At 67.1% G+C, this 15,843-nt stretch carries 13 protein-coding genes; 8 read left to right on the forward strand and 5 right to left on the reverse strand.

Features of this window, described 5'->3' with window-relative positions:
* The first annotated feature begins 10 nt into the window (after positions 1–10).
* Together tkt and purT are read left to right on the forward strand one after the other, a co-directional pair.
* On the forward strand, positions 11–1,960 hold the full coding sequence (tkt, locus tag JIP62_RS05425) for a transketolase (protein ID WP_230974903.1): 1,950 nt from the start codon (positions 11–13) through the stop codon (positions 1,958–1,960).
* Positions 1,960–3,156 carry a formate-dependent phosphoribosylglycinamide formyltransferase gene (gene purT, locus JIP62_RS05430; RefSeq protein ID WP_201103885.1) on the forward strand — a complete coding sequence of 399 codons (1,197 nt, stop codon included), beginning with the start codon at positions 1,960–1,962 and terminating at the stop codon, positions 3,154–3,156. The genes tkt and purT overlap by 1 nt, the downstream gene beginning before the upstream one ends.
* On the opposite strand, the gene JIP62_RS05435 is transcribed toward purT, so the two are convergent.
* Positions 3,157–4,386: a S41 family peptidase gene (locus JIP62_RS05435; protein WP_201103886.1), complete on the reverse strand. Its 1,230-nt coding sequence runs from the start codon at positions 4,384–4,386 to the stop codon at positions 3,157–3,159. It lies immediately after the preceding gene.
* A gap of 200 nt (positions 4,387–4,586) precedes the next feature.
* On the opposite strand from JIP62_RS05435, the gene gap reads away from it, so the two are divergent.
* From gap to rpoH, 6 genes are all read left to right on the forward strand, one after another.
* Positions 4,587–5,594: a type I glyceraldehyde-3-phosphate dehydrogenase gene (gap, locus tag JIP62_RS05440; RefSeq protein WP_201103887.1), complete on the forward strand. Its 1,008-nt coding sequence runs from the start codon at positions 4,587–4,589 to the stop codon at positions 5,592–5,594.
* 167 nt (positions 5,595–5,761) lie between these two features.
* Complete coding sequence (locus JIP62_RS05445; RefSeq protein ID WP_201103888.1) at positions 5,762–6,955, forward strand: phosphoglycerate kinase; 1,194 nt, start codon at positions 5,762–5,764, stop codon at positions 6,953–6,955.
* A gap of 131 nt (positions 6,956–7,086) precedes the next feature.
* The gene (gene fba / locus JIP62_RS05450; protein WP_201103889.1) at positions 7,087–8,172 is read left to right on the forward strand and encodes a class II fructose-bisphosphate aldolase; all 1,086 of its coding nucleotides are present in this window, start codon (positions 7,087–7,089) and stop codon (positions 8,170–8,172) included.
* 54 nt (positions 8,173–8,226) lie between these two features.
* Positions 8,227–9,234 carry an RluA family pseudouridine synthase gene (locus JIP62_RS05455; protein ID WP_201103890.1) on the forward strand — a complete coding sequence of 336 codons (1,008 nt, stop codon included), beginning with the start codon at positions 8,227–8,229 and terminating at the stop codon, positions 9,232–9,234.
* A 44-nt stretch (positions 9,235–9,278) separates the two neighbouring features.
* Positions 9,279–10,289, forward strand: coding sequence for a ThuA domain-containing protein (locus JIP62_RS05460; RefSeq protein ID WP_201103891.1), 1,011 nt, complete (start codon positions 9,279–9,281; stop codon positions 10,287–10,289).
* 200 nt (positions 10,290–10,489) lie between these two features.
* Positions 10,490–11,377 (forward strand): RNA polymerase sigma factor RpoH, encoded by an 888-nt coding sequence (rpoH, locus tag JIP62_RS05465; RefSeq protein WP_201103892.1) that lies wholly within the window; start codon positions 10,490–10,492, stop codon positions 11,375–11,377.
* Positions 11,378–11,415: 38 nt separating this feature from the next.
* On the opposite strand, the gene JIP62_RS05470 is transcribed toward rpoH, so the two are convergent.
* From JIP62_RS05470 to JIP62_RS05485, 4 genes are all read right to left on the reverse strand, one after another.
* Positions 11,416–12,219 carry a response regulator gene (locus JIP62_RS05470; protein ID WP_201103893.1) on the reverse strand — a complete coding sequence of 268 codons (804 nt, stop codon included), beginning with the start codon at positions 12,217–12,219 and terminating at the stop codon, positions 11,416–11,418.
* 81 nt (positions 12,220–12,300) lie between these two features.
* Positions 12,301–13,596 carry an adenylosuccinate synthase gene (locus tag JIP62_RS05475; protein WP_201103894.1) on the reverse strand — a complete coding sequence of 432 codons (1,296 nt, stop codon included), beginning with the start codon at positions 13,594–13,596 and terminating at the stop codon, positions 12,301–12,303.
* A 90-nt stretch (positions 13,597–13,686) separates the two neighbouring features.
* Positions 13,687–14,823, reverse strand: a complete 1,137-nt coding sequence (locus tag JIP62_RS05480; RefSeq protein ID WP_201103895.1) for a phosphoserine transaminase — start codon at positions 14,821–14,823, stop codon at positions 13,687–13,689.
* A 24-nt stretch (positions 14,824–14,847) separates the two neighbouring features.
* Positions 14,848–15,747, reverse strand: a complete 900-nt coding sequence (locus tag JIP62_RS05485) for a DnaJ C-terminal domain-containing protein (protein ID WP_201103896.1) — start codon at positions 15,745–15,747, stop codon at positions 14,848–14,850.
* Positions 15,748–15,843 lie beyond the last annotated feature (96 nt).

Below are 15,843 nucleotides of genomic sequence, written 5' to 3' on the forward strand. Positions count from 1 at the left end.
CTCCAAGCAGATGGCTGACGCCATCCGGGTCCTGGCCATGGACGGCGTTGAAAAGGCCAACAGCGGCCACCCCGGCATGCCCATGGGCATGGCCGATGTCGCCACGGTGCTGTTCTCGAAATATCTGAAGTTCGACGCCTCTCGCCCCGACTGGGCGGACCGTGATCGCTTCATTCTTTCGGCCGGGCACGGCTCTATGCTGATCTACGCCCTGCTGCATCTGACGGGCTACAAGGCGGCCACGCGCGAAGAACTGTCGAACTTCCGCCAGTGGGGCTCCAAGACCGCCGGCCACCCGGAATACGGCCATATGCCGGGGGTCGAGACGACAACGGGCCCGCTGGGTCAGGGCCTGTCCAATGCGGTCGGCTTCGCCATGGCCGAGCGCCACCTGGCTTCGCGCTTCGGCGACGACCTGGTCGACCACCGGACCTGGGTCATCGCTGGTGACGGCTGCCTGATGGAAGGGATTTCTCAGGAGGCAATCGCCCTGGCCGGCCGCTATCAGCTGAACAAGCTGACGGTGCTGTGGGACGACAACGCCATCACCATCGACGGTGCGGTGTCATTGTCTGATGCCACCGATCAACTGGCGCGGTTCAAGGCGGCGGGCTGGGCGGTCAAGGCCGTCGACGGGCACGACACCTCGGCCATCAAGAAGGCCCTGGCCTGGGCGACGAAACAGTCCAAGCCCTCGCTGGTCGCCTGCAAGACCAAGATCGGCAAGGGCGCCGCCACCCTGGAGGGCAGCCACAAGACCCACGGTGCCGCCCTGGGTGCCGCCGAGATCGCGGCCAGCCGCCTGGGCATGGGCTGGGAGCATGAGCCCTTCGACCTGCCCGAAGCCATCGAGAAAGCCTGGAAGAAGGTCGGCAAGCAGGGAGCCAAGGCGCGCAAGGCCTGGGAGGCCCGCCTGGCCGACAGCGCCCACGCCGACGAATTCACTCGCGCCATGGCCGGCGACCTGCCCGCCGCTGCGTTCGAGCCGCTGAAAGCCGCCATCGCCCAGCTGGTCGAGACCAAACCCGCCCAGGCCACCCGCCAGGCTTCCGGCGCCGCCCTGGATCAGCTGTTCGGTGCCATCCCGGAAATGATCGGTGGCTCGGCCGACCTGACCGGCTCCAACAACACCCTGGTCAAGGGCACCCGCACCTATGACGCGCCCGATTACGAGGGTCGCTACGTCAACTGGGGCATTCGCGAACACGGCATGGCTGCGGCCATGAACGGCATGGCGCTGCATGGGGGCGTGATCCCCTATGGCGGCACCTTCATGGTGTTCTCGGACTACAGCCGCCCGTCGATCCGCCTGGCTGCACTGATGGGCATCCGCGTCGTCCATGTCCTGACCCACGACTCTATCGGCCTGGGCGAGGACGGCCCGACGCACCAGCCGGTCGAACATCTGGCCGCCCTGCGCGCCATCCCCAACCTGCTGGTCTTCCGGCCCGCCGACACGATCGAGGCCATGGAGTGCTGGCAGGCAGCACTGCAGAACCGCACGGGTCCCTCGGCCCTGGCCCTGTCGCGCCAGAAGACCGCCGCCGTTCGCCTGTCGGCCTCCGACACCAATCTGTCGGCCAAGGGCGCCTATGAGCTGAAGGCCGCCTCGGGCGAGGCCAAGGTCACCCTTTTCGCCACGGGCACTGAGGTTCCCCTGGCCCTTAAGGCGGCCGAGACCCTGGAAGCGGAAGGCACCCCCACCCGCGTCGTCTCGGTGCCCTGTTTCGAACTGTTCGAGCAGCAGGACGCCGCCTATCAGGCCTCGATCATCGGCCGCGGCACCGTCCGGGTCGCCGTCGAAGCCGCCGTCAAACAGGGCTGGGAGCGTTTCATCGGCGAGGACGGAGCCTTCGTCGGCATGTCCTCCTTTGGAGCCAGTGCCCCGGCGGAAGTCCTCTACCGCGAGTTCGGCATCACAGCCGATGCCGTGGTTGCCGCTGCCAAGGCGCGCCTCTGATGAAGCTCGGCACCCCGCTTTCCGACACCGCCGTGCGCGTCATGCTCCTGGGCGCAGGCGAGCTGGGCAAGGAGGTCGCGATCGAGCTGCAACGGCTGGGTGCCGAGGTCATCGCCGTCGACCGCTATCCGAATGCCCCGGCCATGCAGGTGGCCCATCGCAGCCACGTCATCCCGATGACCGACCCCCAGGTGCTGAACGGCATCATCCTGGTCGAGGCCCCGCACATCATCGTGCCCGAGATCGAGGCCATCGCCACCGATGTCCTGGCCGATATCGAGGCCGCCGGCCTGGCGCGCGTCGTCCCGACGGCACGCGCCGTCCAACTGACCATGAACCGCGAAGGCATCCGCCGTCTGGCGGCCGAGGAACTGGGTCTGCCGACCAGCCCCTATGCTTTTGCGTCCACGGCGGCGGAACTGGCCGAAGCCGCCCACCGCATCGGCCTGCCCTGTTTCGTCAAGCCGGTGATGTCATCCTCCGGCAAGGGCCAGTCGGTCATCGAGGCAGTTGAGGATGCGGGCAATGCCTTCGCCTATGCCCAGTCCGCGGGGCGCGTCGATGCGGCCCGTGTCATCGTCGAAGGCCGGATCGACTTCGACTATGAGATCACCCTGCTGACCGTCCGATCGTTGGATGCAGACGGCCAGACCCGCACTGACTTCTGCGCCCCCATCGGCCATCGTCAGGTTCAGGGCGACTATGTCGAAAGCTGGCAGCCCCAGGCCATGAGCCCGGCCGCCCTTTCGGCCTCCCAGGACATCGCCGCTCGCGTGACGGCTGCCCTGGGCGGCCTGGGCGTATTCGGCGTGGAGCTGTTCGTGAAGGGTGACCAGGTCTGGTTCTCCGAGGTCTCGCCGCGCCCCCACGATACCGGCCTCGTGACCCTGGCCACCCAGATCCAGTCCGAGTTCGCCCTGCACGCGCGGGCCATCCTGGGTCTTCCCATCGATGTCACCCTGCGCGAGACCGGCGCCAGCGCCGTCATCTATGGCGGGATAGAGGCGCAAGGTGTGGCCTTCGAGGGCGTGGCCGAGGCCCTGCGTGTCCCCACCGCCGACCTGCGCCTGTTCGGAAAGCCAGAGAGTTTCGCCCGCCGCCGCATGGGCGTCGCCCTGGCGCGCGGCGCGGACGTCGATCAGGCCCGTGAGCGTGCGCGCGAGGCGGCGGGACGCGTCAGGGTCGTCCCGGCCTGATCACAGGTCCCCGTCCAGAATGGCCACGGCCCGGTCCAGCGCCGGGTCGCGCCCCGCCAACCGGTCTTCCACCGTCGTCGGCACGATCAGGTCCGGCTCGACGCCCGTCTTTTCCAACCGAACCCCGGATCCGGTGATGAAATCGGACCGGCTCAGCGTCAGCCGCCCGCCGTCCGGCAGAGCCGTGTCCTGCGAGATCAGCACAGAGCCCGCCGTCCGCTCGCCGATCACCACCGCGCGCCCGGCTTCCTGCAGGGCAGCAGGCGTCAGTTCCGCCGCGCTGCGGCTGGTCGGCCCCACCAGGATGGCGACGTCATTGGCCACGGGCGCGCCCAGGGTCCCGCACGGCGTTTCAGTCCTCAGGATCGCCCGTCGTCCGCCGCGCGAAATGCGATAGGCCCAGGTCTGACCGCCCGGCAGGAAACAGCTCAGCACCGCTTCCGCCTCGATCAGCAGCCCTCCGGAGTTGCCGCGCAGATCCACCACCACATCCGTCTCGGGCGGCAGATCGGTCAGCTGCTCGCCCATCCAGCGGCCCAGCCCCGCCTCGAACCCCTCGATCCGCAGCACCACCACACCGGCCCGCGACCGGTCCGCGACGAAGGCAGGCGTCGGCTCCATCACGGTCGGGACCAGGGTCAGGGTCCGCTCGGCCCCCGTATCGTCGATGGCCAACACCGAGATCGGCTGGCCTTCGACGATGTCCTGTTCCGGCGTCCAGCCCCCGTCGTCGATCCGGATGCGCCAGCCCAGCCGTATCCCTGCCGCCTCGGCCGGAGACCCGGGCCGCACCCGTTCGACATTGTAGATGCCATCATCGCCGCGCGTCATGGTCATGCCGACCACTGCCCGGCGCGTCCGCAGGCCATCCTGACGCCGGGCAACGGCGGGGGGCGACGCACTGGCATGGGCGTCGTCCAGCAGGTCCAGCATACGGTTCAGCACGTCGTACAGTTCGCGATCGTTCGTCGCCGCCAGCGCCTGCGGACGATAGGTGTCCCGGGCCGCATCCCAGTCCACGCCATGCAGGGTCGGGTCGTAATAGGCGCGCCTCACCTCGTTCCAGACCTTGTCGAAGACCCGCTGGTTCGTCCGCGCCCGCTCCCGGTCCGGCTCGGCTTGTTCTGCGGATACGCCAACCGCCGACGGCACCCAGGCCCCGGACGGCGCGGCCACAGAAGTCCCGAAGGTCAGGGCGAGAAGGGCAAGCAGGCAGGGGCGAAAACGCATGGCCCCGACGATAGGTCGTGGGAGCCTACCCGCTCAAGCCACAATCACGCCGGAATGTAACACATCATCACGCCTTGTTACGCTTGCGGGCTTGATCCTCGGGCCTCACGGTTCCATTGAAGCGCCTAACGGGGCCTGACGCAGCGCCACTGCGCGACAGGCTGAAAAGAACGCAAAACATCGCTTCAGGAGCATCGCCCATGACCGTCCGCGTCGCCATCAATGGTTTCGGCCGCATCGGCCGCCTCGTCCTGCGCTCGATCGTCGAGCATGGCCGTCGCGACATCGAGGTGGTGGCGATCAACGACCTGGGCCCGGTGGCCACCAATGCCCACCTGCTGAAGTACGACAGCGTCCACGGCCGCTTCCCCGGCACCATCACCTCGGGTGAGGACTGGATCGACGTCGGCCTGGGCAAGATCAAGGTCACGGCTGAGCGCGACCCCGCCAAGCTGCCGCACGCCGAGCTGAACGTCGACATCGCCTTCGAATGCACCGGCATCTTCACGACCAAGGAAAAGGCCAGCGCCCACCTGACCGCCGGGGCCAAGCGCGTCCTCGTCTCGGCCCCCTGCGACGGTGCCGACAAGACCATCGTCTATAAGGTCAACCACGACACCCTGACCGCCGAGGACATCGTCGTCTCCAACGGCTCGTGCACCACCAACGCCCTGGCCCCCGTCGCCAAGGTCATGCACGACCTGTTCGGGATCGAGCGCGGCTATATGACCACGATCCACAGCTACACCGGCGACCAGCCGACGCTGGATACGATGCACAAGGATCTGTACCGCAGCCGCGCCGCTGCCCTGTCCATGATCCCGACCTCGACCGGTGCCGCCAAGGCGCTGGGCCTGGTCCTGCCGGAACTGAAGGGCAAGCTGGACGGCTCGTCCATCCGCGTCCCGACCCCCAACGTCTCGGTCGTGGACCTGAAGGTCGTCGCCGGCCGCGAAGTCACGGTCGAAGAAATCAACGCCGCCATCCAGGCCGCCGCCGACGGCCCGATGAAGGGCGTCCTGGCCACGACGGACGAGGCCCTGGTCTCCACCGACCTGAACCACATCGCCGCCTCCTCCACGGCCGCCCTGCCCCAGACGCAAGTCGTGGACGGCAAGCTGGCCCGCGTCCTGACCTGGTACGACAACGAATGGGGCTTCGCGAGCCGGATGGCCGACACGGCGCTGGCGATGTCGAAGTTTATCTGACGTGGGGTCTCCTCCCTGTCGCGCAGCGATGGGGAGGGGGACCGCGAAGCGGTGGAGGGGCTCAATCCGCCGCACTCATTTGGGGGCGGAAGCCCCTCCGTCACGGCGCAAGAGCGCCGCGCCACCTCCCCATCGCTGCGCGACAGGGAGGAGACAGGAGATGACCAATGACCTTCCGCACCCTCGACGACGTCCCCTCCCTCGCCGGCAAGACCGCCCTGGTCCGCGTCGACTTCAACGTCCCGATGGAGGACGGCAAGGTCACGGACGACACCCGCCTGCGGGTTGCCCTGCCGACCATTCAGCGTCTGCGCGACGCCGGAGCCAAGGTCGCCCTCTTGGCCCATTTCGACCGGCCCAAGGGCAAGGTCGTGCCGTCGATGAGCCTGAAGCCAGTCGTCGATGATCTGGAGCGCCTGCTGGGTGCCCCCGTCCGCTTCGCCGACGACTGCGTGGGTGACGAAGCCAGGGCCGCCCTTGCTGACCTTGATGCCGGCGGTGTCATCCTGCTGGAAAACGTCCGCTTCCATGCGGGCGAGGAGACCAACGACCCGGCCTTCGCACAGCAGTTGGCCGACCTCGGCGACATCTATGTCAATGACGCCTTCTCGGCCGCGCACCGCGCCCATGCGTCGACGGAAGGGCTGGCGCGGCTTCTGCCCGCCTATGCTGGCGAGTCCATGCGGCGTGAGTTGGATGCCCTGGATGCCGCCCTGGGCAATCCCCAGAAGCCCGTCCTGGGCATCGTCGGCGGGTCCAAGGTCTCGACCAAGCTCGATCTGCTGAAAAACCTGGTCGGCAAGCTGGATCGCCTCGCCATCGGCGGCGGCATGGCCAACACCTTCCTGCATGCCCAGGGCGTCGATATCGGCGGCTCCCTCTGCGAGAAGGACCTCGCCGAAACCGCCCTGGAGATCATCGAAGAAGCCCGTCGCCAGGGTTGCGAACTTCTGCTGCCGGTCGATGTCGTGGTGGCCAAGGAGATCAAGCCGGGGGCCGAGGCCGGCGTCCGCGCCCTGGACCGCATCGCCGCCGACGACAAGATCCTGGACGCCGGGCCCGAGACCGTCGCCCGCCTGAAGCGCGCCATGGACCTGTCCAAAACCCTGATCTGGAACGGCCCGCTGGGCGTGTTCGAAATCCCGCCCTTCGACAAGGCGACGGTCGAGGCCGCTCGCCATGCTGCCGATCTGACCAAGGCCGGAAAGCTGATCGCCGTCGCGGGCGGGGGCGACACCGTCTCGGCCCTGAACCACGCCGAGGTCATCGAAGACATGACCTTCGTCTCCACTGCCGGCGGGGCCTTCCTGGAGTGGATGGAGGGCAAGCCCCTGCCCGGCGTCGAGGCCCTGCGCGCCTGAACCAGCCTACCGCATCGCGGCAACACCCGGCCGAGAATCCATCGGCCGGGCCTGTAACAATGCGTGACTTCGGCCGTGCCCGGCGCTAAACCGCGACCATAAAAAAACAAACGTTCAGGAGCAGATTCCCCATGGCGCGCATCACGCTGCGACAGCTTCTCGACCATGCGGCCGAGAACGACTACGGCCTCCCGGCCTACAATATCAACAACATGGAACAGGGCCTGGCCATCATGGAGGCGGCAGAGGCGGTCAACGCCCCCGTCATCATCCAGGCCAGCCGCGGTGCCCGTTCCTATGCCAATGACGTCGTCTTGGCCCGCCTGATCGACGCCCTGTGCGAGCTCTATCCGCACATCCCGGTCTGCATGCACCAGGACCACGGCAATGGCCCTGCCACCTGCGCCACCGCCATCCAGTACGGCTTCACCTCGGTGATGATGGACGGCAGCCTGAAGGAAGACGGCAAGACCCCCGCCGACTACGAGTACAATGTCGACGTCACCCGCCGCGTCACCGAGATGGCCCATGCCTGCGGCGTCTCGGTCGAGGGCGAACTGGGTGTCCTGGGCAGCCTGGAAACCGGCATGGGCGAGGCCGAAGACGGCCACGGCTTCGAGGGCGTGCTGGACCACTCTGCCCTGCTGACCGATCCGGATCAGGCCGTGGACTTCGTGGCCCAGACCAAGGTCGACGCCCTGGCCATCGCCATGGGCACCAGCCACGGGGCCTATAAGTTCACCCGCAAGCCGGACGGCGACGTCCTGGCCATGCATGTGATCGAGGAGATCCACCGCCGCCTGCCGGACACCCATCTAGTCATGCACGGCTCCTCGTCCGTGCCGCAGGAGCTTCAGGACATCATCAACCAGTACGGCGGCGAAATGCCCCAGACCTGGGGCGTGCCGGTCGAAGAGATCCAGCGCGGCATCAAGCACGGCGTCCGCAAGATCAACATCGACACCGACAATCGCATGGCCATCACGGGCGCGATCCGGAAGGTGCTGGCCGAAAAGCCGGGCGAATTCGATCCGCGCGCCTATCTGAAGCCGGCCAAGGAGGCCATGCGGAAGGTCTGCATGCAGCGCTTCCAGGAGTTCGGCTGCGAGGGTCAGGCGTCCTATATCAAGCCGATGTCCACCGCCCACATGGCCAAACGCTATGCCTCCGGCGACCTGGACCCGGTCTTCGGCCGCCAGCTGAAAGCCGCGTCCTAGGATCAATCCGCTGCGGCCTGTCACCTCGGCGCGAACCACCGTATCCTTGGGCCGATGATACCGGCTCAACAGGATGACGACGCCACCGACGACGACCTGACCGTGCTCGAAGCCCGGATCGAGGCGACGGGTCGCCGTCTCGACCGGGCGCTGGCCGAGGCCTTTCCCGACCTGTCGCGCGCCCGGTTGCAGGCCCTGCTCGCCCTGGGTGCCGTGACTGTCGATGGCGAACCCGTCACGACCGCCTCGGCCAAGGCGCGGGCCGGCCTCTATGCCGTCACCGTGCCCGCCCTGATCTCGGCCACGCCCCTGCCGCAGGCCATTCCCCTGACCGTCCTTTATGAGGACGAGGATCTGATTGTGATCGACAAGGCGGCGGGCATGGCCGCCCACCCGGCGCCGGGCACGCCCGACGGCACCCTGGTGAACGCCCTCCTGGCCCATTGCGGCGACAGCCTCAGCGGCATCGGCGGTGTCGCTCGCCCTGGCATCGTGCACCGCCTGGACAAGGACACCTCCGGCGTCATGGTCGCGGCCAAGTCCGACCGGGCCCACGCCGGCCTGTCGGCCCTGTTCGCCACCCACGACATCGAACGGACCTACATCGCCCTGACGCGCGGCGCCCCCAACCCTGCGAAGGGCCGCATCGAAAGCCGCCTGGGCCGCTCCAATACCGATCGCAAGAAGATGGCCGTCCTGCGCACCGGCGGGCGCGAGGCCATCACCGACTATGTCGTTCAGGCCGTTTACGGCACCCCGGCCAAGCCCGGTGCCTCACCGATGGCCGCCCGCATCGCCTGCACCCTGCACACCGGGCGCACCCACCAGATCCGAGTCCATATGGCGTCCAAAGGCGCCCCCATCCTGGGCGATGCCACCTATGGCTCAGGCAGCCCCGCTGTCCCCGTCCGCGCCGCGATCGCCGAGGCCGGCCTGACCCGTCAGGCCCTCCACGCGGCCGTCCTGGGCTTCGTTCATCCGATCACCAGGGCGGCGATGCGGTTCGAGACGCCACTCCCGCAGGACATGACTGCGCTGGAGGCCCTACTGGCCGATCTTTGACCTCGCCGTTGACCCGGCACCGCGGTTGACGACTAATCCGGCTGATGTTGCGACCTCTCCTCTGCCTCATCGCCCTTACGGCCCTGACCGCCTGCGCAGGCGGCGGCCGGCCCACCCGGACCGAGATGCCGCTTCGCGTCCTCTATCTTTCCCAGGCCGTGGGCTGGGTGCACGAGACGGTGCGGCGTCCCGATGACGGCTACTCCACCGGCGGCCTCGCTCCTTCCGAAATCGCCATGCAGCAGATGGCATCCGATGGGGGCCTGATACTGTTCCTGACCCAGGACGCACGCGAGATCACGCCCGAGCGGCTGGCCCAGACCGATGTCCTGGTTTTCAACACCACCGGTCTCCTACCCATCGATCGCGCCACATGGACCGCCATCACGGCCTGGATCGAAAGCGGTCGTGGCGGCTTCGTCGGCATCCATAGCGCCACCGATACCTCATTGGATTTCGAGGGCGGCCAGGACGCCTACACCGCCTTCATCGGCGGTCGTTTCGACGGCCACCCGTGGACGGAGGGGACGGCTATCCGCCTGGCCAACCTGGACCCCGATCATCCCCTGGCCCGGATGTGGCCGGACGGCACCGACTACGCCGAGGAAATCTATCAATATGTCGGCTTCCAGCCTGACCAGGTTCGCGTGCTCCAGGCGCTCGACATGCGCCATGGCCCACTACGCCGCCCCTATCCGGTTCCCGTCACATGGGTCCGGTCCATGGGTCAGGGCCGCCTCTTCTACACCAACCTCGGCCATACGCCTTCGACCTGGGACGACCCGCGTTTTCGAGATCAAATCACGGGCGCCATTCTCTGGGCCGGGCACCGGACAGACGCCCCGTCCACACCGAACCCGCAGGTTCAGGATCGCCATGCCGTCGACGGCTTCCTGGCAGCCGAAGGCTCGCGCCCCAATACCCAGGCTCCCCTGGCGCTGGCCCCTGCCATTCGCGATCTTCAGGCCTTCCATCCCGAAAAGCGCGACGGCGACGACACCCAATGGCGACGGGCAATCGATCGCCTAAATGCGGCCCTGGCCAGTCCGTCTTGATTAAAGACTGACCGCCTGATACAAGATCGCAAGACCAAAGCACGTGGCGAATGGGTCACGGTCACGCTTTCGTGTGACAATCCGCCCCTCAAAATCGGGGCAACCCATCTCTAAGTGTCCGGTTGAGGGGTGAGGTGTCGGTGCACATTGGGTGGCCGTCTCCGCAGAGCCCGCTCGTTCAAACGGTCGGAGGGACCACTATGGCTGTCGCTAAAACGCTCGCGGTAATGTCGCCTGAACAGGGGCTGTCGCGCTATCTGTCCGAAATCCGCAAATTCCCGATGCTGGCCAAGGATGAGGAGTTCATGCTCGCCAAGCGCTGGACCGAGCATCAGGACCCCGAGGCCGCCCATCGCCTTGTGACCTCACACCTTCGCCTCGTGGCCAAGATCGCCATGGGTTATCGCGGCTACGGCCTGCCGATCGGCGAGGTGATTTCAGAGGGTAACGTCGGCCTGATGCAGGCCGTCAAGAAATTCGATCCGGACAAGGGCTTCCGCCTGGCGACCTATGCCATGTGGTGGATCCGCGCTTCGATCCAGGAATACATCCTTCGCAGCTGGTCGCTGGTGAAGATGGGCACGACCGCCGCCCAGAAGAAGCTCTTCTTCAACCTGCGCAAGGCCAAGAGCCAGATCTCGGCCTTCGAGGAAGGCGATCTGCATCCCGAACACCTTGCCGCCATCGCCACCAAACTGGGCGTCTCCGAGGAGGACGTCACCAATATGAACCGTCGCCTCAGCGGGGATGCCTCGCTGAATGCGCCGCTGCGCGCCGATGGTGAAAGCGAATGGCAGGACTGGCTGGCCGACGACACGGCTGTTTCTCAGGAAACCGCCTTGGCGGACTCTGAAGAGAAATCGATCCGCATGAGCCTGCTGGAAGAGGCGATGCAGGAGCTGACCGATCGGGAGAAACACATCCTGACCGAGCGTCGCCTTAAGGACGACCCCGTCACTCTCGAGGAACTCGCCGGTCAATACGGTGTCAGCCGCGAACGCGTCCGCCAGATCGAGGTCCGCGCCTTCGAGAAGCTGCAAAAGGCCATGCGCGCCGCTGCCGAAGAACGAAACCTCGTCGACGCCTGATCCGACTTCCCTCCCCGTCATGGGGAGGGACGAAGTCCCTACGCCGTGCGCGCCAGCGGTGCGTCGGCCAGGGCCAGCAAGACCCCGATCGGGCGTGTCAGGCTGGCCCGCGTCGGCGGGCCGGAGGCGAGACTGGCTTCCAGTCCCGCTGCCGCCAGCACCAGGGCCGTGTCTGTCCGCTTCATTCCGAGGGCTTTCAGCGTCTCGGCCTGCTGCCTGACCGCGCGGACAGCCTGCATCGGGTCGGTGTCGAACTGGTCCAGGGCCGACGCCAGAATTCGCAGGGCCTGATCCTTGATCATCGCCGCCTCGGCCTCTCGCGAAGCGGGCTTGTCGGAGTTTCGCTTCTGCGGACCTGTGTATTCCGCCGAGTTGAAGCGTCGCCGATCCGGGCCCACATAGCCGACCCCCTCAATCCAGTCGCGGGGCTTCAGGGCCACGTTCTCCACGCGCTTGAACAGGTCTGCGCTGGTGAAGGGCTTCCTCAAAAACTCATGCACGCCCACATCGCGCGCGCCCTTGATCGAACTGGCGGTGGCCTCTGCCGTCACCATAATGACGGGGGCCCGGCGACAGGCGAAGACCGAGCGCCTGAGCTGGCGGGTAAAGGCTTCGCCATCCAGGGTCGCGCCGCTTCGCTCGGTGAAGATCAGCCCCGGCTCCATCTCGCGCGCGGCCATCAGTGCCCGCTTCTCTTCAGTCTCCACGGCGACGTCGCGCGCGCCCAGCCCCTTCATGATGTCGACCAGCAGGCGTGCGGCATGCAGGTTCGGATCGACAATCAGGGTGCGCCGAACGACGGGCTCCATACGGGCCAGGACACGACTATCGGGTGCGAACACGAGCCAACTCCGGATACAGGCGTCCGGTATAGCCAGGACCCGTTAAAGTCCGGTTGCATAACCCGCAGAGGCGCGATCGCCTCAGCCCTGGAAGGGGTCTCTCATCATGATGGTGTCGTCCCGCTCCGGGCTGGTGGACAGCAGGGCCACCGGCGCACCGATCAATTCCTCGATCCGGCGGACGTATTTGATGGCATTGGCGTTCAGGTCCTTGAAGCTGCGCGCGCCCGCCGTCGTCTCGCTCCAGCCCTCCAGCTCCTCGAACACCGGCTCGGCCGATCCCTGGGCGTTCAGGCTGGACGGCAGATAGTCCAGCACCTGCCCGTCGATCCGATAGCCGACGCAGATCTTCAACGTCTCCAGCCCGTCCAGCACGTCCAGCTTGGTCAGGGCGATACCGTCGATGCCGTTGATCGCCACCGACTGGCGCACCAGAACCGCATCGAACCATCCGCACCGACGCGGCCGACCGGTATTGACCCCGACCTCACGTCCGACCGTCGCCAGGTGCTGGCCGACCTCGTCGTTCAGCTCACAGGCAAAGGGGCCTTCGCCCACCCGTGTCGTATAGGCCTTGACGATCCCCAGCACATAGCCGACGCCCCGCGGCCCGATTCCGGACCCCGCCGCGGCCTGGCCTGCGACCGTGTTCGACGAGGTGACATAGGGATAGGTGCCGTGATCCACGTCCAGGAAGGCCCCCTGGGCGCCTTCGAACAGCACGCGCTTCCCGTCCCGCCGGGCCTGATCCAGAACGCGCCACGCCGGCTGCACATAGGGCAGGATTTTCGGGGCGATCTCCAGCAGCTGCGCCAGCAGCGCGTCCGGGTCGATCGGCTCCAGCCCCAGCCCGACGCGCAGCGGATCGTGATGCGCCCGCAGACGATCGATCTTGACCTTCAGGTCCTCGGCACTGGCCAGGTCACAGACCCGGATCGCGCGCCGCCCGACCTTGTCCTCATAGGCCGGCCCGATGCCGCGCCCGGTCGTGCCGATCCGCGCACCCGGCGCACTGGCCGCCGCCTCTCGCGCCACGTCCAGCGCCGGATGGATCGGCAGGATCAGACAGGCATTGTCCGCGATGATCAGAACATCGGGGCTGATGCGGACGCCTTGCGCCTCGATCTTCTCGATCTCCCCGACCAGATGCCAGGGATCGACGACGACGCCGTTACCGATGATCGAGGGCTTGCCCTGCACCACGCCGCTCGGCAGCAACGCCAGCTTATAGACCTTGCCGTCCACGACCAGCGTATGGCCGGCGTTGTGTCCCCCTTGGAACCGCACGACCATGTCGGCCCGGTTCGACAACCAGTCGACGATCTTGCCCTTGCCCTCGTCGCCCCACTGGGCTCCGATCACCGCCACATTCGCCAAGGTTCGTCTCCGCTGTCCGGGATTTCGGATTGCGGGCGCAGCCTATAGCCGGGGAATCGGACGATGTCGTCCCGGCAAGACGGAAAAGCGTCAGAGCTCGGCGACCGCCACAGCAAACGCCCAGTCCAGCCAGGGGCCCAGCGTCCTGACGTCCTCGGCCTCGACCGTGCATCCGCACCAGATCCTCAGGCCTGCGGGGGCATTGCGATGGCCTTCGATGTCGAAGGCTGCGCCCTCGCCTTCGACCAGAGCCTTCATCCGCTGAACGAAGTTGTACCGTTCCGCCGGATCCAGCCCCGTCACGCGCGGGTCGATGATCTTCAGACAGACCGAGGTCGTCGATCGCGTCGCCGGGTCTACCGCCAGATAGTCGACCCAGTCCGTCCGCTGCACCCATTGGTCCAGGGCCGCGGCATTGGCGTCGGTTCGCGCAATCAGCGTCTCCAGCCCCCCGGCCCGCGCCGCCCACTCCAGGGCGTCGATCCAGTCCTCCAGCGTCCAGATGGAGAAGGTGTTGATCATCGTCCCCGTCGCCAAGGCCCGATTGAAGCGGCCCTTTTCGGTCAGGCGCAGGACCTTGGGCACCGGCCAGGGCGGCGTATGGGTGTCCAGCCGCTCGACCGCGCGCGGCGATAGGGCGGCGATGCCGATCCCGGCCTCTCCCCCCAGCGCCTTCTGGAACGAGAATGTCACGACATCCAGCTTGGGCCAGTCCAGGTCCATCGCGAACGCCGCCGAGGTCGCATCGCAGATCACCAGCCCGCTTCGGTCGGCCGAGATGAAGTCGGCGTTCGGCACCCGCACGCCCGACGTCGTCCCGTTCCAGGGAAACACCACGTCCTTGCCCGGATCGACCGCGCTCATGTCCGGCAGCTCGCCCCAGGGCGCTTCCAGGATTTCGGGCTCAATCTTCAAGTGATCGCGCACGTCCTGGGCCCAGGTCTGGCCGAAATTCTCGAACGCCACCACCTGCACCGGACGTGAACCCAACAGGCCCCACAAAGCCGCTTCCACCGCACCGGTATCCGAGCCGGGCAGATAGGCCAGCACATAGTCGTCCGGCACCTTCAGCACGTCGCGGGTCAGCTTCAGCCCGTGCGCGAACCGCTCAACCACCTCGGGCGCGCGAATGCCGCGGCCCAGCAGGACGTGCGGCAAGGCCTGGGACGACCATCCCGGTCGCTTGGCCGTGGGCCCGGCCGAGAACCAGGGCCGTGCCGGCTTCATCTCAGGTTTCGACGTCACGGCGGGTCAGCCCCCAGGCTTGTACGGGCGCTGCGCACGCCAGGTCTCGGCAAACTTCACCAAAGCCTCGTCCGGCGATTCCGGCAAGGTGACGACCAGTCGCGCCTTCAGATCGCCGCGCCGTCCGTCGGCCACCGCCCCGCGTCCCTTCAGCCTCAGCACCTTGCCCGAGTTGGATCCGGCGGGGATGGTCATGACCACCGCGCCTTCAGGCGTCGGAACCTGCACCTTGCCGCCCAGCACCGCATCGGGCACCGAGATGGGCAGGTCCATGGTCAGGTCGGCCCCGTCGCGCGTGAATACCGGATGGGCCCCCAGCTTCAGTTCGATCAGGGCATCGCCGGCCTCGCCGCCGTTGCGACTGGGCGATCCCTGTCCGCGCAGCCTGATGGTCTGGCCGTCGTTCGCCCCCTTGGGGATCACCACGTCCAGCGTCCGACCGTCCGAGAACTGGATGCGCCGCGTTGCGCCAGCGATGGAGTCTTCCAGGCTGATTTCCAGCGTCGCGCGAACGTCCTGCCCCCGCATCGGCCCGGCCCGGCCCGCACCGCCGCGACCGGCCGCGCCGCCGAACATGCCGAAGATTTCGTCCAGGTCGATATTGTCGAAGGCCGCCCTGCCTCCCTGGAAGCCTCCGGGCCCGCCGCGCGCACCCGCAAAGCCGCCACCCCGGAACTGCTCGCGGCCATCGGCATCGATTTCGCCGCGATCGTATTTCGCCCGCTTCTCGGGATCGCCGATCAGATCGAAGGCCGCAGTGATCCGCTTGAACCGCTCGTCGGCCACGGTATTGCCGGGGTTCTTGTCGGGGTGCAGCTCCTTGGCGAGCTTGCGGAACGCCTTCTTGATCTCGTCCTGGCTCGCGCTGCGGCTTACGCCCAGTTCCTTGTAGGGATCGCCTGCCACGTCGAATGCCGCTCCTTCACAGGGGCCTCCGGCGCGGCAGCGCCAGAACCCATCCAGATACAGCGTCAGTTAGGGCATGACGACCGCAACGCAAAG

It is taken from the genome of Brevundimonas vitisensis (assembly GCF_016656965.1).
Classification (GTDB): Bacteria; Pseudomonadota; Alphaproteobacteria; order Caulobacterales; family Caulobacteraceae; genus Brevundimonas; species Brevundimonas vitisensis.